Source organism: Microtetraspora malaysiensis, from assembly GCF_001528665.1.
In the GTDB taxonomy this organism is placed as follows: domain Bacteria; phylum Actinomycetota; class Actinomycetes; order Streptosporangiales; family Streptosporangiaceae; genus Microtetraspora_A; species Microtetraspora_A malaysiensis.
In genome coordinates, this window is the sequence record NZ_BBYJ01000039.1 from 48341 (window position 1) to 68157 (window position 19817).

The window sequence follows — 19817 nt, forward strand, 5'->3', positions numbered from 1 at the left end:
AGTGCGGCGCGGGGCCACCCGGTCTCGCCGTCCCGGTGCGGATGCCGCACACGGCGCGGGCCCGCACCGGACGAACCGGTGCGGGCCCGCATGGCGGCGTGTCAGGCCTTGGACGTGGTGCGCGCACGGCTCGGCTTGCGCCCGGCCGTCTGGTCCGCCGTCTTGGAGACTTCCTCCAGCTCCAGCGCGGCCTCGCCGCTCACCTTGCTGATGATCCGGCGGCCGCGCCCGGCCAGCTCGTTGTACAGCTCGTTGAACCGGGTGGTGGCGGTGTCGGCGTACTCGCGGGCCTTGTTCGGGAAGTCCTTGGCGACGGCCTCGGCCTTGCCCTGGACGGTCGTGGCGTACTCGCGGGCGCGGACCGGGATGTCCTTCGCGGTCTCGCGCAGCTCGCCCCGGCGGGCCTGCAGCTTCTGGATCTGCTCGGGCAGCTCACGCAGCTTCTCGACGGCGTAGTCGCCGGCGCCCGCGACCGCGTAGAACGGCTTGGACTCGGTGATCTTCTTGACCTCGGCGGTAAGGGTCATCGGTTAACCTTCCTTGGAATCCGGTGTGGCGGTGTTCTCCGTTAGAACCGCGTCACCAGTCGGGGGCTCAGCCGGTCGCGACGGCTGGGCCTCCGGATTTCCGGCGCGGTTCTCCTTGCGGAACGACTCGTAAATGTCGATCAACACCTGGCGCTGCCGCTCGGTGACGGTGACATCGGCCCGGATCGCGGCCAGCACGTCGCTGTCCGGCTCGCGGTCCTCGATCAGGCCGGCCTGCACGTACAGCACCTTCGCGGAGATATGCAGACCCTTGGCGATCTGGTTGAGGATCTCCGCGCTCGGCTTGCGCAGCCCGCGCTCGACCTGGCTCAGATAGGGATTCGAGACCCCCGCCTGCGCGGCGAGCTGGCGCAAAGAGATCTTCGCCTGCTGCCGCTGCTGGCGGATGTACTCGCCGATCGAGCCGACCTTGGGTAGTTCCATACCCCCAAGTCTGCCCTCAAAGTGCTTGCAATTGCAAACTCGGCGGCAAACACCAGCAAGCGCCAGGGGTTCAGGCGGGGAGCAGCCAGAGCAGCGGAGCCGAGACGGCCAGGGCCGCGGACGCGGCCAGGATGCCGTACCTGACGTGCGCCGGAAGGTCGATGTCGGGCTTGATGAGCCGGTTGACGCGGGCCATCACGTTCTGGCCCGACGTGGCGCCCAGCGCGCCGTGCGGCGTTGGGACGGCGGTGGCGGCGCCGAACCGCAGCAGGGCGGTGGCGAGCCGCTTCGGCGAGCAGAAGCGGCGGGCGCGGTCGTCCGCGGCCATCTCGATCAACAGCGCTACGGCCGCCTGCGCGTCCCGCACCACGGCCGACCAGGGCAGCGCCCGGAGCAGCGCGCCGAACGGCAGCAGCACCAGATCGTGCCGCTCGCGCGCGTGCGCGATCTCGTGCGCGAGCATCGCGTCCAGCTCGTCCTGCGAGAGCAGGTCGAGCGTGCCCGCGCTGATCACGACCTCGGACTTCAGCCCCGGCAGGCAGTACGCCGCCGCGCCCGGGTGGTCGACTACGCGGACGCCGGGGACGGCGGGCTCGTCCCGTGCGATCAGCTTGAGCAGCATGCGGTGGCGGCGCCGGGCACGCAGCGTCTGGGCGCCGGCCGCGAAGAGCACGACCACGAGCACCGTGAGGAGGGTGAAGCCGCTGAGCAGCGCGCACAGCCTGATCACGTCGTGCGGCTCGCGCACGTCGAACTCGGCGCTGGTCAGCAGAATGGAGAGCCCGTGCACGACCCCGGCGCCGTAAGGGGCCAGCGCGTACGCGAAGAGGGCCCCGGTGGTGGCGAGCCCCCACGTGACGCCGAGGGACTGCCACAGAAGGATGGCCGTGCGAGGGGCACGCCAGGGCCAGCGCGCGGAGGTCAGACGCCAGGCGCCGACCGCGCATGCCAGGGCGAGGACCGCCAGGACAGCCGCCGCGATCACTACTCCTCCAGCTCCAGGAGGGCTCTTCGCAGGATCTCGGCCTCGGACCCGGAGACGGCCTGGGCGAAGCGCGTCAGCGCCGCGCTGCGGTCTCCCGTCAGGTCCAGGGCTTCGAGCATGAGCTCGGTGACGTAGGCGTCGCGGCTCTCGGCGGGCTCGTAGCGCCAGGCGCGCCCGTCCCGGGTGCGGTTGAGGAACCCCTTGCGGGAAAGACGGTCCAGTACGGTCATCACGGTTGTGGGCGCGAGATCGCGGTCCTGGATCAGGCGGCCGACCTCGCGTGCTGTCAGGGGAGCGCTCTGCGCCCAGAGGATGTCCATGATGCTACGTTCAAGATCGCCAAGTCCTTTCACGCCAACAAGCCTACCCGGGGTAGTACTACGTGTCGTAGAGGGGCGCATGTCATGAAGCTCACGCTGGTGCAGGGCGACATCACCGAGCAGCCGGTGGACGCCATCGTGAACGCGGCCAACTCCTCGCTGCTGGGCGGCGGCGGGGTGGACGGCGCGATCCACCGGAAGGGCGGCCCCGAGATCCTGGCGGAGTGCCGGGCGCTGCGCGCCTCGCGGTACGGCGGCGGCCTCCCGGTGGGCGAGGCCGTCGCGACCACGGCGGGACTGCTGCCCGCCCGATGGGTGATCCACACTGTGGGCCCCGTGTTCTCGCGAAGCGAGGACCGGTCTCATCTGCTGGCCTCCTGCTACCGCGAGTCGCTCAAGGTCGCCGACGCGCTCGGCGCGGCGACGGTCGCGTTCCCCGCCGTCTCGACCGGTGTCTACCGCTGGCCGATGGACGACGCCGCCCGGATCTCCGTCACCACCGTGCTGCGATCTGAGTCGAACGTCCGCGAGGCGCGATTTGTGCTGTTTGACTCCGCAGCATACGAGATCTTCGACCGGGTGCTGCGAGAATTCGGGTGATTCGACGGCATCCTGCCGACCTGTTTGCCGTGCCATGCGGAAAGCTTGGCGTCGAGCCGCTCAGGCGACGGCGGACCAGGACATCGTCAGCTCACCGAGACGCCAGCGGGACGGCCCGCCGAGCGGAGGCGCGACAGTCACCGGCCAGTCCCGCGCCAGCAGCTCCGCCGTCCTGATCCAGCGCTGGCGGGCGCCGTACGGCGCGAAGGGCGCGCAGCTCGCCCACGCGCGGTCCCAGTCGCGCAGGAAGTCGTGGACCGGCTCGCCGGGGACGTTCCGGTGGATCAGCGTCTTGGGCAGCCGCTCGGCCAGATCCGAAGGGCGCTCGAACCCGGCGAACCGCGCGGCGAACGTCAGCGTGCGCGGCCCCTCGGCCCCGAGCGCCGCCCACACCGCGCGGTGGCCGACCTCCGAGCAGGTGCCCTCGACGATCACGCCGTCCGGGGCGATCCGCGAGCGCAGCAGGTCCCAGTACGCCCAGGCGTCGGCCTCGCCGTACTGCCTGAGCACGTTGAAGGCCCGCACGAGCAGCGGGGGACGCGGCACCGGCAGCTCGAAGCCGCCCCTGACGAAGGCGAGCCCCTCCCGCTCGTACGGCAGGGCTGCCGCCACCCGCGCCGGATCGATCTCGACGCCCACGACCTCGACCCGCGGGGACACCGCGCGCAGCCGCAGGAACAGCTCCAGGGTGGTGACGTGCGAGGCGCCGTAGCCGAGGTCGACGGCGAGCGGCGCCCCGGCGGCCCCGCGCAGCAGCGGAGCGTGGACGGCGGCGATCCACCGGTCGGACCGGCGCAACCGGTTGTGCCCGGTTGTGCCACGGGTGATCTCGCCGACGGGTTTGCGCACACCAGACCGTACATCGGGCCGCGCACCCGTCCGCGTCTCAGCCGCCATGCGGGCGCTCTCCGGACCGCGCGTCAGACCCGGTGGACCTTGTGCTGGGCGGCCTGGGCGCGCGGCCGGATCACCAGGCGGTCGATGTTCACGTGCGCGGGGCGGGTGACCGCGAAGGAGATCACGTCGGCCACGTCGTCGGCGGTGAGCGGGCCGGGCACGCCCTCGTAGACCTTGGCGGCCTTCTCCGCGTCGCCGCGGAACCGCGTGAGCGAGAACTCCTCGGTCTGCACCATGCCGGGCGCGATCTCGACGACGCGGACCGGCTCGCCGCACAGCTCCAGCCGCAGCGTCTCGGTCATCGACGTCTGGGCGTGCTTGGCCGCGCAGTATCCACCGCCGCCCTCGTACGAGACCAGGCCGGCGACCGACGTGAGCATGACCAGCACGCCGTCCCCGGACGCGATCAGCTTGGGCAGCAGGGCGCGCGTCATGCGCAGCGAGCCGAGCACGTTGACGTCGTACATGCGCTGCCAGTCGTCCACCCGGGACGAGGCCACCGGTTCGAGGCCGAGCGCGCCGCCCGCGTTGTTGACCAGGACGTCGCACCGCTCCAGCTCGGCGGCGAACGCGTCGACGGATTCCTGCGAGGTTACGTCGAGCATCGCCGGTCGGATGCCGGGAACCTCGGCGGCCAGTGCGTCGAGCCGCTCGCGCCGCCGGGCCGCGGCCACGACGTCGAAGCCCTCCGCCGCGAGCCGCCGGGCCGTCGCCGCCCCGATGCCGCTGCTGGCCCCGGTCACCACCGCCGTCTTCGCCATTACTTCGCTCCCAACAGGTTTCCAACCTCGGCTGCTCGCCCCGGTCTCTGGACCACGGGCCGGGTTCATATCTTTCCAGGAGCTCTGCAAGGCTGCGGAACCGCATGATTCGGGAATCTTGCCGGGTTTCTTGCGGTTACTAGCCTTCTGGAGGTGGTTCGGGTGGCGCTGAGTCGGCGTCGGGTCAACCGGGTGGCGACCATCAGCATGCACACGTCGCCGCTGGACCAGCCCGGCACGGGCGACGCCGGCGGCATGAACGTGTATGTCGTCGAGGCGGCCAAACGGCTGGCCGCCCTCGGCGTCGAGGTCGAGATCTTCACCCGGCAGACGGCCCGGGATCTGCCGCCGACCGCCGAGATCGCCCCCGGCGTCTCCGTACGGCACGTCACCGCCGGGCCGTACGAGGAGCTGGACCGGGGCGACCTGCCCGCCCAGCTCTGTGGCTTCCTGTCCGGCGTCCTGCGCACCGAGGCGATGTACGAGCCCGGCCGCTATGACGTCATCCATTCGCATTACTGGCTTTCCGGTCAGGTGGGCTGGCTCGCCAAGGAGCGCTGGGGCATCCCGCTCGTCCACACCATGCACACCATGGCCAAGGTGAAGAACCTGCTGCTCGCCGAGGGCGACCGGCCCGAGCCCACCGTGCGCGTGCTCGGGGAGGAGCAGGTCGTCGACGTGGCCGACAGCCTGGTCGCCAACACCGCCGACGAGGCGCGCGAGCTGATCGAGCTCTACGACGCGCCCGAGGAGCGGGTGGCCGTCGTCAACCCCGGCGTGAACCTGACCGTCTTCCAGCCCGCGTCCAAGGGGGCGGCCCGGCGGCGCCTCGGCCTCCCGCAGGACGCCCACATGCTGCTCTTCGTGGGCCGGATCCAGCCGCTGAAGGGGCCCGACGTCCTCATGAAGGCGGTCGCCCGGATGCTGGAGCGGGATCCGTCCCTGCGCTCCCGGCTCGTCGTGGCCTTCGTGGGCGGCCCCAGCGGCAACGGCCTGGCCCGCCCGTCCCTGCTCACGGAGCTGTCCGCGGAGCTCGGCATCACCGACGTCGTACGGCTTGCGCCGCCCGCGCCGCAGCACGAGCTGGCCGACTGGTACCGGGCGGCGGACGTGACCGTCGTCCCCTCCCACAACGAGTCCTTCGGGCTGGTCGCGCTGGAGTCCCAGGCGTGCGGCACCCCCGTCGTCGCCGCCTCCGTCGGCGGCCTGCGCACCGCCGTCAGGGACGGCGTCTCCGGCGTCCTCGTGGACGGGCACGACCCCCGCGAGTGGGAGGTGGCGCTGCGCGGCCTCCTCGGCCGGCCCGACTGGCTCGACTACCTCTCCGGCAACGCCGTACGGCACGCGGCGGCCTTCGGCTGGTCGGCCACGGCCGCCCGGCTCGTGGACGTGTACACGGGAGCGATGGCCCGGCTGCCCGGCGTCCCGGTCGCCGTCAACTCCTGAGCCCCGGCGGGCTCGGCCTAATCTGGGAAAAACCGGCGGCGCCGGGGTTCGCGCCCCGGACGGCGGGGCAGGGGAGCACGGCCCCGCCCGGCGAGGAGGAGACATGAGTGATCTGGAAGGCGTGATCGAGGACGCGCTGAAGGCCGCCGACCTCGCCTACGAGCGGCCGCGCCCCGGGGCGTTCCTGGTCAGGCTGCCCGGACAGCACAAGCTCGCCACCATGACCTGGCTCGCCCTCGGCGACCAGGCGCTCAACGTGGAGGCGTTCTTCTGCCGGCAGCCGGACGAGAACCACGCTGAGTTCTACCGGTGGCTGCTGACCAAGAACGGCTCCATGTACGGCGTCCACTTCGCGCTCGACGCCGAGGGCGACGTCTACCTCGTCGGCCGGGTGCCCTTCGACGCGGTGACCGAGGCCGAGATCGACCGGGTGCTCGGCTGCGTGCTCACCTACTCCGACGAGTCCTTCGACCGGGCGCTCGAACTCGGGTTCGCCTCCTCCATCCGCAGGGAGTGGGAGTGGCGGGTCAAGAGGGGCGAATCCCTCGCCAACCTGCAGGCCTTCGCCCGGTTCGCCGATCCGGCGAGGAACCCCGCATAAGCCGTACGGACTAAGCTTTCTGCCTATGGCGACTTTGGTGCTGCTTCGGCATGGCGAGAGTGAGTGGAACGTCAAGGGCCTGTTCACCGGGTGGGTGGATGTCACGCTCTCCCCGGCGGGCGAGGAGGAGGCGCGGCGCGGCGGGCAGCTCCTGCTCGACGCCGGCGTCCGCCCCGACGTGGTCCACACTTCGCTCCTGACCCGGGCGATCAGGACGGCCAACCTGGCGCAGGAGGTGGCCGACCTGCTGTGGCTGCCCGTTCACCGCTCCTGGCGGCTGAACGAGCGTCACTACGGCGCGCTCCAGGGCAAGGACAAGGCCCAGACCCGCGCGGAGTTCGGCGACGAGCAGTTCATGCTGTGGCGCCGCTCCTACGACACCCCGCCGCCGCCGATCGCCGACGGCGACGAGTACTCGCAGGCCGGAGACCCGCGGTACGCCCTGCTCCCGCCGGAGCTCATGCCGAAGACCGAGTGCCTCAAGGACGTCGTCGACCGGATGCTGCCGTACTGGTACGACCACATCGTGCCCGACCTCGCCGCGGACCGGACCGTCCTGGTCGTCGCGCACGGCAACTCGCTGCGCGCCCTGGTCAAGCACCTCGACGGCATCGACGACGCGTCGATCGCCAAGCTCAACATCCCGACCGGCATCCCGCTGCGCTACGAGCTGGACGAGAACTTCCGCCCGCTGAACCCGGGCGGCGACTACCTCGACCCGAACGCCGCCGCGGCCGCCATCGAGGCCGTGGCCAACCAGGGCCGCTGACACCCCTACGAGGGACGGACGCGAGACGGCGCGGCAGGGGAGGCTCCCGCCGCGCCGTCGGCATTTCCACGGGTCACTCGGCGTCGGGGTACCGCGAGCCGGTGACGAGGTAGACGACGTCCCGCGCCACGCTGACGGCGTGGTCGGCGTACCGCTCGTAGTAGCGGCCGACGAGGGTGATGTCGATCGCCGACTCGATGCCGTGCGACCATCCCTTGTTCAGCAGCACGCGGAAGAGCCGGCGGTGCAGCCGGTCCATGGCGTCGTCGTCGCTCTCCAGCTCCTTGGCCATCTCGACGTCACGCGAGACGATGCAGCTGCCGGTCTTGACGATCAGTCGTTCGGCGATCGCGCCCATCTCCACGAAGGTGTCGCGCAGCTCGGCCGGGATCGCCGACTCGGGGTGACGCATCCGGGCCACCTTCGCGATGTGCTCGGCGTGGTCGCCCATGCGTTCCAGGTTGGAGGCCATGCGCAGCGCGGTGATCACGGTGCGCAGGTCGACGGCCACCGGCTGCTGGGTGGCCATCACCTCGTAGATGGAGGTCTCGATCTCGGCGTAGAGGCGGTTGACCTCTTCGTCCCGGGAGATCACGCTCTCCGCGAGCTGGAGATCGGCGTCCAGCAGTGCGGTGGTGCTCCGCGAAACGGCGGAGCGGACGAGCCGGGTCATCTCCACCAAGCGGTCGGTAAGGGCTTCCAGCTCATCGTGGTAGGCGTCGCGCATGCCGATCACGCTACGCGGCGTTTCGTGAACGAACTTCGACCGTCAGGTGAACTTTTCCGGAAAAGCCATGGTCACGGCCCAAGAGGGAGGATATCCCCTTGGAACCGCCACCTACATTGGGAACCGTGAACGAGTTGCTGGCCAGCCTGGCGGCGATGGCGGGGTTCATCCTGGGTGCCGTCGTCATGCTGGCGATCAGCCGCCAGTCCGAGCACGAGCAGCGCGCCGACGTCCCCGACGACATGTTGTCGTCCGGCGTGGCCTCGGTCCTCGCGGTGCTCCCTTCGTCGGCGGTCGTACTGGACCGGGACGACAGGGTGCTGCGCGCGAGCTCCGCGGCGCGCGCCTTCGGCCTGGTGCGCGGTGAATCCCTCATGGCCGCCGAACTGCTCGCCCTGGCGCGGAAGGTCCGCAGGGACGGCGAGATCCGCGAGAGCGAGATCGAGACCGCGGGGCGCAGATTCGGCCAGGAGTCGACCACCTTCGCGGTACGGGTGGCCCCGCTCGGCTCGCACGGGCAGGTGCTCGTCCTGGCCGAGGACCAGACCGAGAGCCGCCGGGTCGAGGCGGTCAGGCGCGACTTCGTGGCCAACGTCAGCCACGAGCTCAAGACGCCGGTCGGCGCGCTGAGCCTGCTCGCCGAGACCATCCAGGACGCGGCCGACGACCCCGAGGCGGTGACCCGCTTCGCGGGCCGCATGCAGCACGAGGCGGCGCGGCTGACCTACCTGGTGCAGGACCTGATCACCCTCTCCCGGATCCAGGGCGCCGACCCCATCCCGACGCCGGACGCGGTGGCCGTCGACGACGTCGTCCACGAGGCGATCGACCGCTGCAACACCAAGGCGTCGGCCAAGAACATCACGCTCGTCGCGGGCGGCCGCGAGGGCCTGCGCACCTGGGGTGACGAGGACCTGCTGGTCACCGCCCTGCACAACCTCATCGACAACGCCGTGGCCTACAGCCCCGAGCACACCCGGGTCGTGGTCAGCGTCCGGCCCGTGGGCGACTCGGTCGAGGTGAGCGTCAGCGACCAGGGCATCGGCATCCCCGAGTTCGCCCAGGAGCGCATCTTCGAGCGCTTCTTCCGCGTGGACACCGCCCGGTCGCGGGCGACGGGGGGCACCGGCCTCGGGCTCGCCATCGTCAAGCACGTCGCCGCCGCCCACAGCGGCGAGGTCACGGTCTGGAGCAAGGAAGGCTCCGGATCCACCTTCACCCTCCGCCTTCCCGCGTTCGGCGGCACGGCGGGGGTGCCAGCAAGCACAACGACCCCCATGGAGGCCGCGAAGTGACCCGAGTACTCGTCGTGGAGGACGAGGAGTCGTTCTCGGACGCCCTCTCCTACATGCTCCGCAAGGAAGGCTTCGAGGTGGCCGTGGCGGCCACCGGGCCCGAGGCGCTGGACGCCTTCGACCGCAACGGCGCCGACCTCGTCCTGCTCGACCTGATGCTTCCCGGCCTGCCGGGCACGGAAGTGTGCCGTACGCTCCGGCAGCGCTCCAAGGTCCCCGTCATCATGCTGACCGCCAAGGACAGCGAGATCGACAAGGTGGTGGGCCTCGAACTGGGCGCGGACGACTACGTCACCAAGCCGTTCTCCTCGCGGGAGCTGGTGGCCCGCATCCGCGCCGTGCTCCGCCGGCAGGGCGACGTGGAGGAGCTGGAGTCCGCCGTGCTCGCGGTCGGCCCGGTCCGGATGGACGTCGACCGGCACGTCGTCGCCGTGCGCGGGGAGCACGTGCAGCTCCCGCTCAAGGAGTTCGAGCTGCTCGAGGTGCTGCTGCGCAACGCCGGGCGGGTCCTCACCCGGGGCCAGCTCATCGACCGGGTCTGGGGCGCGGACTACGTGGGCGACACCAAGACGCTGGACGTCCACGTCAAGCGGCTGCGGGCCAAGGTCGAGTCCGACCCCTCCAACCCGCGCTGCATCCTCACCGTGCGCGGCCTGGGCTACAAGTTCGACCCGGCGGAAGCCTGACCCGCGGCCGAAAGGCCGGAAAACCCCTTGTCCCCGCACGGCCGTGCGGGGACAAGGGGTTTTCCGTCTGTCCGGTCTGTCCGTGAGCGCTGTGCGCGCCGGGACAGGGGCGTGGGATCAGCCCGTGGTGGTCGTCTCGGTGTCGGTGGCGCCGGTGTCGGTGCCCGTGGTCCCGGTGTCCGCGCCGGTCGTGGTGTCGGTGGTGCCGCCCGCGGTGGTGTCCGTCGCCGGCGGCTGCGAGTTGTCCGAGGCCGGCGGCAGCGTGGCGAACTCACGGCTGCGCGGGATGACCGGGACGTTCATCGTGACGTCGCCCGCGTTCTTGAACTTGAGCGTCAGCTTCACGGTCTCGCCGCCGAGCAGCTTCTGCTTGAGCCCCTCGACGGTGGTGTTCGAGGACTTCGCCAGCGTGTCGGGCGAGAGCTGGAACGCGTTGGGGATCCGCACGGACGTCGCCTGCCCGTCGTCGGGGACGATCGCGGTGAGGGCGTCGGCGGCGGGGTTGGTGTTCACCATGGTGAGGTACAGCGGCGCGGAGCCGCCCGCCGCGATCTGAGCGCCGGACTCGGGGCCCAGGATGAACGCCTGGCTGATCTTGACGCCGTTGTGGCCGTACTCACTGTCCACGCCGGTGCCGCTGATGTGGACGCCCGCCTCGGTCGGTGCGTACGGAACGTTGACGTTGGCGTCGAACCCGGCGCCGCACGCGGCCAACGCAGGAGCGACGGCGAGAAGCGCGGCAACGGCGATCGCCCTGCGGCGGCTGGTGCTGCTCACGGTTCGAATCTCCTTGATATGCACGTATTTGAGCAGGAAACACCATATCCGCGTCCCGCCGTGGTCGCGGACGCGGCCTCCTGGCAGCGGGCCCGGTTTTGCAGGTCATCCGGTATGTCCGGCTTTGCCATTCACAGAGTCGACTGCTTGTCAAGTCCTAAAATGAGGGCTTGACCTGCAGTTATGTTGATTTCACTGTTCCGGGAGCATGGCGGCGCGTGGTACTCTGGAGTACAGCGGAAGGGGTACTTGTCACATGACTTTCCAGGTCGGCGACACTGTCGTCTACCCCCACCATGGGGCTGCTCGGATCGAGGCCATCACGACCCGAACCATCAAGGGTGAGGAAAAGACCTACCTGGTGCTGAAGGTCGACAAAGGCGACCTCACCGTCCAGGTGCCAGCCGAAAACGCCGAGCTTGTCGGTGTGCGTGATGTCGTCGGCCAGGAAGGCCTTGAGCGCGTCTTCGACGTGCTGCGCATGCCGCACACGGAGGAGCCCACGAACTGGTCCCGCCGCTACAAGGCCAACCTGGAGAAGCTGGCGTCCGGTGACGTCAACAAGGTGGCCGAGGTCGTTCGCGACCTGTGGCGACGCGACAAGGAGCGCGGGCTCTCCGCTGGAGAGAAGCGGATGCTCGCGAAGGCTCGGCAGATCCTGGTCAGCGAGCTGGCGCTGGCGGAGAAGACCAACGAGGACAAGGCCGAGGCACTGCTGGACGAGGTGCTGAACTCCTGAACGCGATATCTCCAAGGGTGGGCATCGGTGTCGATGTCCACCCTTTCGCATCCGGTCGTTCCCTCCACCTCGCCGGGCTGCACTGGCCGGGTGAGACCGGCCTCGCCGGGCACTCCGACGGGGACGCCGCGGCGCACGCGTGCTGTGACGCCCTCCTCTCGGCCGCCGGCCTCGGCGATCTCGGCGGCCTCTTCGGCACCGCCGACCCCCGTTGGGCCGGAGCCTCCGGCGCCGTCCTGCTGGAGGAGGCGGCCCGCCAGGTGAGGGCCGCCGGCTTCCAGATCGGCAACGTGGCGGTCCAGGTCATCGGCAACCGGCCCAAGCTCGCGCCGCGCCGTACGGAGGCGGAGAAGGCCCTGGGGGCCGCTCTGGGGGCTCCGGTGAGTGTGAGCGCCACCACGACGGACGGGCTGGGGCTCACCGGGCGCGGTGAGGGCGTCGCGGCCATCGCGACCGCGATCGTCTTCGGCTGAGACGCACCGGCCGGCCCTGCTGCCGGCCCGGCCCTGTGTCGGCCTTGTCCCGACAGAAGGGGCAACCCCGATCCAAGGGGACATGCAAACCTATACGGGGGCGAGAGCGTCCTATTCAGCGCGAGGGCGGTGACCCGGAATCCAGGCGCGGAATGGGTCGCCGCCCCATTTTTGATGATTTGTCGGCTAGCCGGGTAAAACCCCGTCGAACGTGAAAAACGTCACTTCGACGGGGGGCCGACAATGATCGGAGCGATTCTCGGTGCCATCATCATCGGCATCATCATCGGGGCACTCGCACGGCTGATACTTCCGGGCCGCCAGAACATCAGCATCGGACTCACGATCATCGTCGGCGTCGTGGCCGCGCTGATCGGCTCGCTGATCGCGAGCGTCCTCGGCGTGGCGGACACCCGGGGCATCGACTGGGTGGAGCACCTCATCCAGTTGCTCCTCGCCATCGTCGGCGTGTACGCGGTCACCCGGCTTAGGGGGCGTAGCGAGTAATGGCGCCAAGGTAAAGGAATATCTCGGAGACGATGGGTAGTGATCTCCCTTGACGGTGTTCACCCTCAAGGGAGGTCGATCATGACCATCGAATCCATTCTCGGGGCGATCGTGATCGGAGCGGTGATCGGCGCCCTGGGGCGCCTGCTCCTCCCCGGCAGGCAGCCGATCGGCTGGATCCTCACCATCGTCGTCGGCATCGTCGCGGCCCTCGTCGGCACCGCCATCGCCCAGGTCCTCGGCGTCGCGACCACACCGGGCATCGACTGGATCGAACTGATCATGCAGGTCGTGCTCGCGGTCATCGGTGTGGGCGTCGTCGCCGGCATCCGCGGTCGAAGCGGCGGCTGAGTCGCCTCTGTGCCTGAGCCGCCTCCGTGCCTGAGCCGTCGGCGTCTGAGTTTTGTCCGCGTCTGAGACGTCTTTGTGTCTGAGCCGACCCGGGGGAGGCGCCTTGCCATGCCCGGCCACCGACGCCCTTCACCCGCGGCCGTCCCCGAGTAGCGGTACGCCCGCTCGGCCTCGTACGAAGAGCCGGGCGGGCCTACTCATGTCTTCAGGCGCCGGTCACTCCGGCGGGAGCGGGGTGCTGCGCATGTGGCGGGAGGGCGGATCCGACGGCATCGGCTCGTCCCCGGCCTCCCCTGCCGTGCCGTACGAGCGTCCGGCCTGCCGGTTCTCCTCGTCGTCGGCGGCGTCGGACTCGTGGGCCGGGTCGGGGACGTCGGAGAATACGCGGAGCGGCTGGGTGTCGACATCCGCCTCCGTGTCCCGCGCCTCGTCGGGAGCGTCCTGAGCCGCCTGCTCGGGCTGCTCGGGCTGCTCGGGGGTTTCCTCCGGGGGTTCGGGGGTGTCCTCCGGAGTGGTGAGCGGGAGCGGATGGACGAGGACGTCGCCGGCGTGCGGCCGGACGAGATCGCCCCAACGAAGGGGCCGGTTGGGCCGGTCGCCCGCCGGCTCCGCCTCCGTGGCGTCCGCGGCCTGGGGGGCCGGCTCGTCATCCTGAGAGGCTCCGGCGGCCTCCTGCCGCACGGGTGCGTCCGTCTCGGGCGTCTGGCCGGTCGCCGGGGCGGCCGGCGGCTCGGCGGGCTCCTGCCGTACGGGCTCGGGCTCGGGGGCGGTCGGCTCCGGCCGCGGTGCGGGAGGTTCCGGGGCGGGCGCGACCACCTCGACCGGACGCGGCCGATCGTCGCCCGCGAAGGGGACGATCTCGGCGGCGTCCGTCGCCGGGTCGCGCTCGGACCAGTACGCCTGAGCCTGCTTGGCGAGGAGCAGCAGCAGCCAGAGCCCGATGCTCAACATGACCCAGGGGAGCAGCGCCACGACGATGGCGGCCGGTCTCGGGTCGGGGGTCGCGCCGGTGGCGGTCGCCGCGGTCGCCGTCGCGGCGGCGGCCATCAGCAGGACCAGGATGACCCCGGCCTGCACGCGCAGGATCAGCCGGCCGGTGCGGACCAGCGGGACGCTGATCAGCGCGACGGCCAGCAGCGCGTCGAAGGCGGCCGGATAGAAGTACGCGAAACGTGGCTCCGCCTGACCGGCCAGCGCCAGAGCGCGCATGTCGTCGAAGGAGAGCACGCAGGCCGCCGTGGCCAGCAGGGCGACAGCGAGCGCCGCGATGACGACGGCCACGCGGCGGAGCGCGAGCGGAAGCCCGGGGGAAGGGGACCCGGGCGGGCGGGAGGCCGCGCCTGCCGCCGAGGGGGGAGAGGCATCCATGGCGTTTCGAGCCTACAGAATGGGAGCACGCGCGCCGATCTCGGACGACAAGTAACGTGATCGGCATATCCCGCATAAGGATGACCGGAGGATGCGATGTTGCCTGACGGCGTGCGCGAGCTTTTCGACGGAAAGAACTTCGCGACGGTCGTGAGTCTCAACCCCGATGGGGCGCCGCAGGCGTCGGTCGTGTGGGTCAGGACCGACGGCGACGACATCCTCTTCTCCACAGTCAAGGGGCGTCGCAAGCACCGGAACTTCGAGCGCGACCCCCGGGTCACTATCGTGGTGATCGACCCGGCGAACCCGTACAGGTACGTCGAGGTCAGAGGCGTGGCGGAGATGGAGGACGACCGGTCGGGGGCGTTGATCGAGGAGCTGTCCCTCAAGTACGCCGGAAGGCCTTGGGAGGAGCCGCACCCGGAAAGCGAACGGGTGATCGTCCACATAAAGCCACAAAAGGTATATCTCCGCTGAGTGTTTTCCGGGGTCATGTCCGGTGCCGTGTGTTGCGAGGGAGACGCCGGTTCCCTCTGGTAGGCCACACCGTCCCGTAAGTAGGCCTGTGGTGCGGCGTGAGGCATTAGCCTTGCCTTCGTGAGCCTGAACCTCTACGACACCAGCACGCGTACGGTCCGCGATTTCGTACCGGTCGAGCCCGGCCGGGTCTCGATGTATCTGTGTGGTGCGACCGTCCAGGCTCCGCCGCACATCGGTCACATCCGGTCGGGCCTCAACTTCGACGTGCTCCGGCGGTGGCTGACCCGTCTGGGCTACGACGTCACGTTCTGCCGCAACGTCACGGACCTCGACGACAAGATCATCCGAGTGTCCGCCGAGGAAGGCGTCCCCTGGTTCGTCGTGGCCGAGCGCAACCAGCGCGCCTTCACCTGGGCGTACGACCAGCTCGGATGCCTGCCGCCGACCGTCGAGCCGCGGGCCATGGGCCACGTTCCCGAGATGGTCGAGCTGATGCGCCGGCTCATCGACAAGGGGCACGCCTACGCCGCGGGCGGCGACGTCTACTTCGACGTGGTGTCCTACGCCGACCGATACGGCAAGCTCTCCAACCAGAAGCTGGAGAACATGCGGGCGGCGGGGGACACCGACACCGAATCGCTCAAGCGTGACCCGCGCGACTTCGCCCTGTGGAAAGGCGCCAAGCCGGGCGAGCCGACGTGGCCCACACCGTGGGGGCGGGGGCGGCCGGGCTGGCACCTGGAGTGCTCGGCCATGGCGACGAAGTACCTCGGTGGCACGTTCGACATCCACGGCGGCGGGGTAGACCTGATCTTCCCGCACCACGAGAACGAGATCGCGCAGTCGCAGGCCGCGGGCGACGGCTTCGCCCGCTACTGGCTGCACAACGGCATGCTCAAGCTCGGCGGCGAGAAGATGAGCAAGTCGCTGGGCAACTCGCTGCTCATCCCGGACATGCTGCGCAAGGTTCGGGCGGTCGAGCTGCGGTACTACCTGGTCGCGGCGCACTACCGCTCGGAGATGGACTACTCCGAGGAGGCGTTGCTGGAGGCGGCCGCCGGATATCGGCGCATCGAAGGCTTCGTCACCCGGGCCGCCGAGGTGATCCACGATGTGGACGCCGTGGCCCCGCTGCCCGAGGCGTTCGCGGACGCGATGAGCGACGACCTCAACGTGCCGCAGGCGCTCGCCGTGATCCACGAGGTCGTCCGCGAGGGCAACGTCGCGCTGGCCCAGGGCAACAAGGAGCAGGTCGCGCGGCTGCTGGCCGAGACGCAGAACATGCTCGACGTGCTCGGCCTCGACCCGCGTTCGGAGCAGTGGCGCGGCACCGGGGACTCCGGGCTGCGCGAGGTGGTGGACGCCCTGGTCGCGGTCGCCCTGGAGCAGCGCCAGGCGGCGCGGGCCCGCAAGGACTACGCCGCGGCCGACGCCATCCGCGAGCAGCTCGCCGCCGCCGGCGTGGTGGTCGAGGACACTCCCCAGGGGCCACGCTGGGAGTTGGCACGCTAGCGGTGCCCCTACCCTAGAGACCATGGCGGGAAAGGCTTCAGGGAAGCCCTCACGGAGGCAGGGGTCCACCAGGGGGACCGGCGGCAAGGGCCGCAGTTCGCTTGCGGGCAGGGGCGCGACGCCCCCGGCCCACATGCGCCACTGGTTCAAGGACAAGGCGCGTACCGAGCGGATAGAGCGCGAGGCCGCCGGCGTGGCGCGGCCCGCTCGCGCGCAGTCCAAGGCGCGCCGCGAGGATGCGCCGGAGGTCATCGGCGGCCGTAACCCGGTCGTCGAGGCGCTGCGGGCAGGTGTGCCCGCGAACGCCCTCTACGTCGCCCAGCGCATCGAGAGCGACGACCGCGTCCGCGAGGCCATCAAGATCGCCGCCGGCCGCGGCATCGCGCTGCTGGAGGTCTCGCGCGAGAAGCTCGACCGGCTGACCGAGGGCAACGTCCACCAGGGGATCGGGCTGCAGATCCCGCCGTACGAATACGCCCACCCGTCCGACCTGGTGGAGCGGGCGCAGGACGCCGCCGAGGTGCCGCTGATCGTCGCCCTCGACGGGGTGACCGACCCGCGTAACCTCGGCGCCATCGCTCGGTCCGCCACCGCGTTCGGGGCGCACGGCCTGCTCGTGCCATCACGCCGTTCCGCCGGCGTCACGGCCGGGGCGTGGAAGACGTCGGCGGGCACGCTGGCCAACCTGCCCGTCGCCCGCGCGGCCAACCTCACCCAGACGCTCCAGGCGTACCGTGAGAGCGGCCTGTTCGTCATCGGCCTGGACGGCGGGGCGACCGTCGACGTCGGAGACGTCGAGCTGGCGACCGAACCGCTCGTCGTGGTCGTCGGCTCCGAGGGCAAGGGGCTGTCCCGCCTGGTCCGCGAGTCGTGTGACCAGGTCGTACGCATCCCCATGAACGCCGCCGCCGAGTCGCTCAACGCGGGCGTCGCGGCCGGCATCGCCCTCTACGAGGTCGCCCGCCTTCGTCGTCGGTGAAACGTCGGTGACGGTACGGCCTCCGGCCCACTAAACTCGTGGGCGGCACGCCGCCTTAGCTCAATCGGCAGAGCATCTGTCTTGTAAACAGAAGGTCTGGGGTTCGATTCCCCAAGGCGGCTCGGATGTGGAAGGCCCCTGGCCAGCGGGTTCGCGGTCAGGGGCCTTGTCTTTGTCCGGACAAATCTGGGATCTTGCTAACACCCTTGTTAACAGGAGACCAGATGACCTTGGAAGAGCACCCCGGCACGTGGACGTACGATCCTCAAGTCGGAGCGGCCTACGTTTCCCTGCACGGCCCGATTCCGGACGGTGGCGTGGCCAAGATGGTGACCGTGGACAGTCCGATGGTGAACCTGGACCTGGACGAGAACGGCAGGGTGATCGGTATCGAGATCCTCGCCACGTGGCCCGGCGAAAGGGGAAATGAGGAAGGCGCTCCCGAGTAGGGGGGCGCCTCTGACAGGGCACGGTCTCAGGCGGAATTCCTGATCGAGGCGGCGAAGACATCGGCCGCGCTCGCCATTCGCTCGCTGATCACGTGGGCGTAGACCCGGAGCATGATCGCAGGGTCGGAGTGGCCCAGGCGGGCCTTGATCAGGGCGGGCATTACAGAGCTGACCATGTCGGGCTCCCTATCCGGTGGTGACACGAATTCGTCCGATGCGCCCGCCGGTCACGGGCCAGGCACTTACGGCAGCGGATCTGCCCCTGCTCCAGGAGCGCGCCGCAGTCGCAGCCGGGGGTCTCCTCGGGCGGGTTGATCGTGGTGTTTGTCATGATCACGTCTCCTTTCGTCGCGGTCGGTGCTGCGTTGTGACACCGAGATTGCGGCGAAAGGGCAGGACGAGATCACTACACGACGGGACATGTTCAAGACGTCCCGTCTACGATTGCCAGGTCCCTGGACGTCCTCGAACGTGGCAGGTGAGATGGCGAACGAGCGGTTGCGCGCGGCACTTCTGGAACTCGGGGTGAGCATCGCCGATCTGGCGACCGCCATCGAAGTGGACCCCAAGACAGCCCAACGGTGGATCACCAAAGGCCGCGCACCGTATCGAAAGCACCGATACGCAGTGGCGACGCACCTGGGGATGGACGAGAGTTACCTGTGGCCGGAAGCTCTGACCCGGGAACAGGTCGCGTCGGCGTCGGAGAGCGAGATCGTCACCGTCTACCCGCACCGCTGGGCCGTACCCAGGGACGCATGGGGACGTCTGTTCGCCCAGGCGCAAAGTGAGATCGGCGTGCTCGTCTACAGCGGCCTGTTCCTCGCTGACGACGCGGGCATTGTGCAGATGTTCGGGGAAAAGGCCGGCGCCGGGGTACGGGTGCGGATCCTGCTCGGTGACCCCGACAGCCCCAAGGTCGCGCAGCGCGGTGCGGACGAGGGCATAGACGGTGGCATGGCCGCCAGGATCCGCAACGCCCTCGTGCTCTACCGGCTGCTCCGCGGGCTCGCCGGGGTGGAGATCCGGCTGCACCGGACCGTGCTGTACAACTCGATCTATCGCGGGGACGATCAGCTTCTCGTCAACATCCACGCCTACGGCACCCCAGCGGCTCAGGCCCCGGTCATCCATCTACGAGCCACCGAGGACGAGGGCGCCGCGGCGGTCTACCTCACCAGCCTCGAACGCGTCTGGGCAACTGCGGAACCGGCAAAGAGCAGTGAGCGGATCCGACCATGATCGAAAGCAACTTTTCTTCTCGCTATTAAAGCGGCCCGCCTGCGGCGGCCCGCGTCGCGCGCCGGTCGGCCAGCCGGCCGGGCTGCGGCTCTCCGGCCGGTCGCGGCCAGCACCACCCACGCGCGACTCCCAGCGGTCGTTGCCGACTTCGTGGAAGGCCAGGTCGAGGCGCATCCGTTGGTGGGTGCCGGTGGCGTGGATGCGGCGCATGAACTCATCTGGCGTGCGGCAGTAGGAGCCGATCTCGTCGCTGTTGGCCCAGGTGTAGTCGGATGTGATGGCTGCGGTCACCTTGACGACCCTGCGCGTCGTGCCTGCACCACTGAGCTTCCCCTCTTAGCGTGGAGACCGAACCGAGAGAGGTTTGGTCGTGGCAGGTACCACGAGGCGCCGCTTTGATCCGGAGTTTCGGGCTGGAGCGGTGCGCATCGTCAAGGAGACCGGCAAACCCGTCTCGCACGTCGCGCGGGACCTTGGTATCAACGAGTACACGCTGCACAACTGGGTGCAGATGGACCGGCACGCCAACGGGCAGGCCGGCGGTAACAGCGGCGGAGGCGGGACGCTGAAGGAGTCCGAAAGCGAGGAGCTGGCGCGGCTGCGGCGGGAGAAGGCCGAGCTGGTCAAGGAGCACGCTCGAGAGAAGGCGGCGTGGGAGAAGGAACGCGCTGAGCTGGAAGACGAGCGTGATGTTCTCAAGCGCTCCGTGGTCTTGTGGGTGAAAGAGGCGATGGGCCGGTGAGCGTGGCGGCCTTCATCTGCTCCCAGAAGACCGACCATGACATCGACCATGCCACCTCCTGCCGGGCGCTGGGGGTGTCGCAGTCGTGGTTCTACAAGTGGAAGAACCGCATCGGCCAGACCGCCTCGACGGCGCGTGAG

The 19817-nt window shown here is 69.9% G+C and carries 26 protein-coding genes and 1 tRNA gene; 17 read left to right on the top strand and 10 right to left on the bottom strand.

The features are described 5' to 3' along the window. Positions 1 to 101: 101 nt before the first annotated feature. The 4 genes from AWQ71_RS36915 to AWQ71_RS36930 all read right to left on the bottom strand — a co-directional run bounded on the left by AWQ71_RS36915 (position 102) and on the right by AWQ71_RS36930 (position 2309). Positions 102 to 527 carry a hypothetical protein gene (locus AWQ71_RS36915; protein WP_067143113.1) on the bottom strand — a complete coding sequence of 142 codons (426 nt, stop codon included), beginning with the start codon at positions 525 to 527 and terminating at the stop codon, positions 102 to 104. A gap of 3 nt (positions 528 to 530) precedes the next feature. Then, a complete protein-coding gene (locus AWQ71_RS36920) occupies positions 531 to 971 on the bottom strand; it encodes a helix-turn-helix domain-containing protein (RefSeq protein WP_067143116.1) in 441 nt (146 codons plus the stop codon). A gap of 70 nt (positions 972 to 1041) precedes the next feature. Continuing rightward, positions 1042 to 1956, bottom strand: a complete 915-nt coding sequence (locus AWQ71_RS36925) for a M56 family metallopeptidase (RefSeq protein WP_067143119.1) — start codon at positions 1954 to 1956, stop codon at positions 1042 to 1044. Continuing rightward, positions 1956 to 2309: a BlaI/MecI/CopY family transcriptional regulator gene (locus AWQ71_RS36930; RefSeq protein WP_281196510.1), complete on the bottom strand. Its 354-nt coding sequence runs from the start codon at positions 2307 to 2309 to the stop codon at positions 1956 to 1958. The genes AWQ71_RS36925 and AWQ71_RS36930 overlap by 1 nt, the downstream gene beginning before the upstream one ends. Before the next feature lie 51 nt (positions 2310 to 2360). Here AWQ71_RS36930 and AWQ71_RS36935 point away from each other — a divergent pair, with 51 nt between their 5' ends. Beyond that, on the top strand, positions 2361 to 2876 hold the full coding sequence (locus AWQ71_RS36935) for an O-acetyl-ADP-ribose deacetylase (protein WP_067143125.1): 516 nt from the start codon (positions 2361 to 2363) through the stop codon (positions 2874 to 2876). Between the two features lie 60 nt (positions 2877 to 2936). Here the strand turns inward: AWQ71_RS36935 and AWQ71_RS36940 are convergent, their stop codons facing one another. Together AWQ71_RS36940 and AWQ71_RS36945 are read right to left on the bottom strand one after the other, a co-directional pair. Further along, complete coding sequence (locus AWQ71_RS36940; RefSeq protein ID WP_218002123.1) at positions 2937 to 3725, bottom strand: class I SAM-dependent methyltransferase; 789 nt, start codon at positions 3723 to 3725, stop codon at positions 2937 to 2939. Positions 3726 to 3796: 71 nt separating this feature from the next. Beyond that, positions 3797 to 4534 (bottom strand): SDR family NAD(P)-dependent oxidoreductase, encoded by a 738-nt coding sequence (locus AWQ71_RS36945; protein WP_067143131.1) that lies wholly within the window; start codon positions 4532 to 4534, stop codon positions 3797 to 3799. 162 nt (positions 4535 to 4696) lie between these two features. Here AWQ71_RS36945 and mshA point away from each other — a divergent pair, with 162 nt between their 5' ends. The 3 genes from mshA (at position 4697) to AWQ71_RS36960 (ending at position 7350) form a co-directional block, all read left to right on the top strand. After that, positions 4697 to 5980, top strand: coding sequence for a D-inositol-3-phosphate glycosyltransferase (gene mshA / locus AWQ71_RS36950; RefSeq protein WP_084259713.1), 1284 nt, complete (start codon positions 4697 to 4699; stop codon positions 5978 to 5980). Positions 5981 to 6083: 103 nt separating this feature from the next. Then, positions 6084 to 6581 carry a type III secretion system chaperone family protein gene (locus tag AWQ71_RS36955; RefSeq protein ID WP_067143134.1) on the top strand — a complete coding sequence of 166 codons (498 nt, stop codon included), beginning with the start codon at positions 6084 to 6086 and terminating at the stop codon, positions 6579 to 6581. Between the two features lie 25 nt (positions 6582 to 6606). Further along, positions 6607 to 7350, top strand: a complete 744-nt coding sequence (locus tag AWQ71_RS36960) for a phosphoglyceromutase (RefSeq protein WP_067143137.1) — start codon at positions 6607 to 6609, stop codon at positions 7348 to 7350. A 73-nt stretch (positions 7351 to 7423) separates the two neighbouring features. On the opposite strand, the gene phoU is transcribed toward AWQ71_RS36960, so the two are convergent. After that, positions 7424 to 8077, bottom strand: a complete 654-nt coding sequence (gene phoU, locus AWQ71_RS36965; RefSeq protein ID WP_067143179.1) for a phosphate signaling complex protein PhoU — start codon at positions 8075 to 8077, stop codon at positions 7424 to 7426. A 155-nt stretch (positions 8078 to 8232) separates the two neighbouring features. Here phoU and AWQ71_RS36970 point away from each other — a divergent pair, with 155 nt between their 5' ends. Next, entirely contained in the window at positions 8233 to 9372 is a 1140-nt protein-coding gene (locus AWQ71_RS36970) for a sensor histidine kinase (protein ID WP_067143183.1), read from the top strand. Next, the gene (locus AWQ71_RS36975; protein WP_067143140.1) at positions 9369 to 10058 is read left to right on the top strand and encodes a response regulator; all 690 of its coding nucleotides are present in this window, start codon (positions 9369 to 9371) and stop codon (positions 10056 to 10058) included. Before AWQ71_RS36970 ends, AWQ71_RS36975 begins: the two co-directional genes overlap by 4 nt. 117 nt (positions 10059 to 10175) lie before the next feature. On the opposite strand, the gene AWQ71_RS36980 is transcribed toward AWQ71_RS36975, so the two are convergent. After that, complete coding sequence (locus tag AWQ71_RS36980) at positions 10176 to 10835, bottom strand: copper chaperone PCu(A)C domain-containing protein (protein WP_067143143.1); 660 nt, start codon at positions 10833 to 10835, stop codon at positions 10176 to 10178. A gap of 256 nt (positions 10836 to 11091) precedes the next feature. Between AWQ71_RS36980 and AWQ71_RS36985 the strand changes: the two genes are divergently transcribed. From AWQ71_RS36985 to AWQ71_RS37000, 4 genes are all read left to right on the top strand, one after another. Beyond that, positions 11092 to 11574 (top strand): CarD family transcriptional regulator, encoded by a 483-nt coding sequence (locus tag AWQ71_RS36985; protein ID WP_030510364.1) that lies wholly within the window; start codon positions 11092 to 11094, stop codon positions 11572 to 11574. A 17-nt stretch (positions 11575 to 11591) separates the two neighbouring features. Next, a complete protein-coding gene (gene ispF, locus AWQ71_RS36990; protein WP_067143146.1) occupies positions 11592 to 12047 on the top strand; it encodes a 2-C-methyl-D-erythritol 2,4-cyclodiphosphate synthase in 456 nt (151 codons plus the stop codon). A gap of 243 nt (positions 12048 to 12290) precedes the next feature. Continuing rightward, positions 12291 to 12554: a GlsB/YeaQ/YmgE family stress response membrane protein gene (locus tag AWQ71_RS36995; RefSeq protein WP_067143149.1), complete on the top strand. Its 264-nt coding sequence runs from the start codon at positions 12291 to 12293 to the stop codon at positions 12552 to 12554. Positions 12555 to 12635: 81 nt separating this feature from the next. Then, complete coding sequence (locus AWQ71_RS37000) at positions 12636 to 12905, top strand: GlsB/YeaQ/YmgE family stress response membrane protein (protein WP_067143152.1); 270 nt, start codon at positions 12636 to 12638, stop codon at positions 12903 to 12905. A gap of 216 nt (positions 12906 to 13121) precedes the next feature. On the opposite strand, the gene AWQ71_RS37005 is transcribed toward AWQ71_RS37000, so the two are convergent. Further along, on the bottom strand, positions 13122 to 14273 hold the full coding sequence (locus AWQ71_RS37005) for a DUF2637 domain-containing protein (protein WP_084259714.1): 1152 nt from the start codon (positions 14271 to 14273) through the stop codon (positions 13122 to 13124). Positions 14274 to 14384: 111 nt separating this feature from the next. Between AWQ71_RS37005 and AWQ71_RS37010 the strand changes: the two genes are divergently transcribed. The 5 genes from AWQ71_RS37010 to AWQ71_RS37030 all read left to right on the top strand — a co-directional run bounded on the left by AWQ71_RS37010 (position 14385) and on the right by AWQ71_RS37030 (position 17693). After that, on the top strand, positions 14385 to 14750 hold the full coding sequence (locus AWQ71_RS37010) for a PPOX class F420-dependent oxidoreductase (RefSeq protein ID WP_245658890.1): 366 nt from the start codon (positions 14385 to 14387) through the stop codon (positions 14748 to 14750). A gap of 120 nt (positions 14751 to 14870) precedes the next feature. Beyond that, a complete protein-coding gene (cysS, locus tag AWQ71_RS37015; RefSeq protein ID WP_067143161.1) occupies positions 14871 to 16265 on the top strand; it encodes a cysteine--tRNA ligase in 1395 nt (464 codons plus the stop codon). 22 nt (positions 16266 to 16287) lie between these two features. Next, positions 16288 to 17244 carry a 23S rRNA (guanosine(2251)-2'-O)-methyltransferase RlmB gene (gene rlmB / locus AWQ71_RS37020; RefSeq protein WP_067143165.1) on the top strand — a complete coding sequence of 319 codons (957 nt, stop codon included), beginning with the start codon at positions 16288 to 16290 and terminating at the stop codon, positions 17242 to 17244. Positions 17245 to 17293: 49 nt separating this feature from the next. Continuing rightward, positions 17294 to 17366, top strand: a tRNA-Thr gene (locus AWQ71_RS37025). 102 nt (positions 17367 to 17468) lie between these two features. Beyond that, positions 17469 to 17693: a DUF2283 domain-containing protein gene (locus tag AWQ71_RS37030; protein WP_067143168.1), complete on the top strand. Its 225-nt coding sequence runs from the start codon at positions 17469 to 17471 to the stop codon at positions 17691 to 17693. A 26-nt stretch (positions 17694 to 17719) separates the two neighbouring features. Here AWQ71_RS37030 and AWQ71_RS42935 read toward each other — a convergent pair whose 3' ends face one another. Further along, positions 17720 to 17869 carry a hypothetical protein gene (locus AWQ71_RS42935; protein WP_169806720.1) on the bottom strand — a complete coding sequence of 50 codons (150 nt, stop codon included), beginning with the start codon at positions 17867 to 17869 and terminating at the stop codon, positions 17720 to 17722. A 307-nt stretch (positions 17870 to 18176) separates the two neighbouring features. Here AWQ71_RS42935 and AWQ71_RS37035 point away from each other — a divergent pair, with 307 nt between their 5' ends. Together AWQ71_RS37035 and AWQ71_RS37040 are read left to right on the top strand one after the other, a co-directional pair. Next, on the top strand, positions 18177 to 18935 hold the full coding sequence (locus AWQ71_RS37035) for a helix-turn-helix domain-containing protein (RefSeq protein WP_067143171.1): 759 nt from the start codon (positions 18177 to 18179) through the stop codon (positions 18933 to 18935). A 370-nt stretch (positions 18936 to 19305) separates the two neighbouring features. Beyond that, on the top strand, positions 19306 to 19677 hold the full coding sequence (locus tag AWQ71_RS37040; protein ID WP_067136881.1) for a transposase: 372 nt from the start codon (positions 19306 to 19308) through the stop codon (positions 19675 to 19677). The last annotated feature ends 140 nt before the right edge of the window (positions 19678 to 19817 follow it).

What these genes read in the sequence shown, in the direction of transcription:
- AWQ71_RS36920 (WP_067143116.1), bottom strand. Translation starts at nt 971, where the DNA reads ATGGAACTACCCAAGGTCGGCTCGATCGGCGAGTACATCCGCCAGCAG.
- AWQ71_RS36955 (WP_067143134.1), top strand. Translation starts at nt 6,084, where the DNA reads ATGAGTGATCTGGAAGGCGTGATCGAGGACGCGCTGAAGGCCGCCGAC.
- AWQ71_RS36995 (WP_067143149.1), top strand. Translation starts at nt 12,291, where the DNA reads ATGATCGGAGCGATTCTCGGTGCCATCATCATCGGCATCATCATCGGG.
- AWQ71_RS37000 (WP_067143152.1), top strand. Translation starts at nt 12,636, where the DNA reads ATGACCATCGAATCCATTCTCGGGGCGATCGTGATCGGAGCGGTGATC.
- AWQ71_RS36915 (WP_067143113.1), bottom strand. Translation starts at nt 527, where the DNA reads ATGACCCTTACCGCCGAGGTCAAGAAGATCACCGAGTCCAAGCCGTTC.
- AWQ71_RS37005 (WP_084259714.1), bottom strand. Translation starts at nt 14,273, where the DNA reads ATGGATGCCTCTCCCCCCTCGGCGGCAGGCGCGGCCTCCCGCCCGCCC.
- AWQ71_RS36960 (WP_067143137.1), top strand. Translation starts at nt 6,607, where the DNA reads ATGGCGACTTTGGTGCTGCTTCGGCATGGCGAGAGTGAGTGGAACGTC.
- AWQ71_RS36945 (WP_067143131.1), bottom strand. Translation starts at nt 4,534, where the DNA reads ATGGCGAAGACGGCGGTGGTGACCGGGGCCAGCAGCGGCATCGGGGCG.
- AWQ71_RS37030 (WP_067143168.1), top strand. Translation starts at nt 17,469, where the DNA reads ATGACCTTGGAAGAGCACCCCGGCACGTGGACGTACGATCCTCAAGTC.
- phoU (WP_067143179.1), bottom strand. Translation starts at nt 8,077, where the DNA reads ATGCGCGACGCCTACCACGATGAGCTGGAAGCCCTTACCGACCGCTTG.
- AWQ71_RS37035 (WP_067143171.1), top strand. Translation starts at nt 18,177, where the DNA reads ATGGCGAACGAGCGGTTGCGCGCGGCACTTCTGGAACTCGGGGTGAGC.
- AWQ71_RS36985 (WP_030510364.1), top strand. Translation starts at nt 11,092, where the DNA reads ATGACTTTCCAGGTCGGCGACACTGTCGTCTACCCCCACCATGGGGCT.
- AWQ71_RS42935 (WP_169806720.1), bottom strand. Translation starts at nt 17,869, where the DNA reads ATGGTCAGCTCTGTAATGCCCGCCCTGATCAAGGCCCGCCTGGGCCAC.
- rlmB (WP_067143165.1), top strand. Translation starts at nt 16,288, where the DNA reads ATGGCGGGAAAGGCTTCAGGGAAGCCCTCACGGAGGCAGGGGTCCACC.
- AWQ71_RS36970 (WP_067143183.1), top strand. Translation starts at nt 8,233, where the DNA reads ATGGCGGGGTTCATCCTGGGTGCCGTCGTCATGCTGGCGATCAGCCGC.
- AWQ71_RS36935 (WP_067143125.1), top strand. Translation starts at nt 2,361, where the DNA reads ATGAAGCTCACGCTGGTGCAGGGCGACATCACCGAGCAGCCGGTGGAC.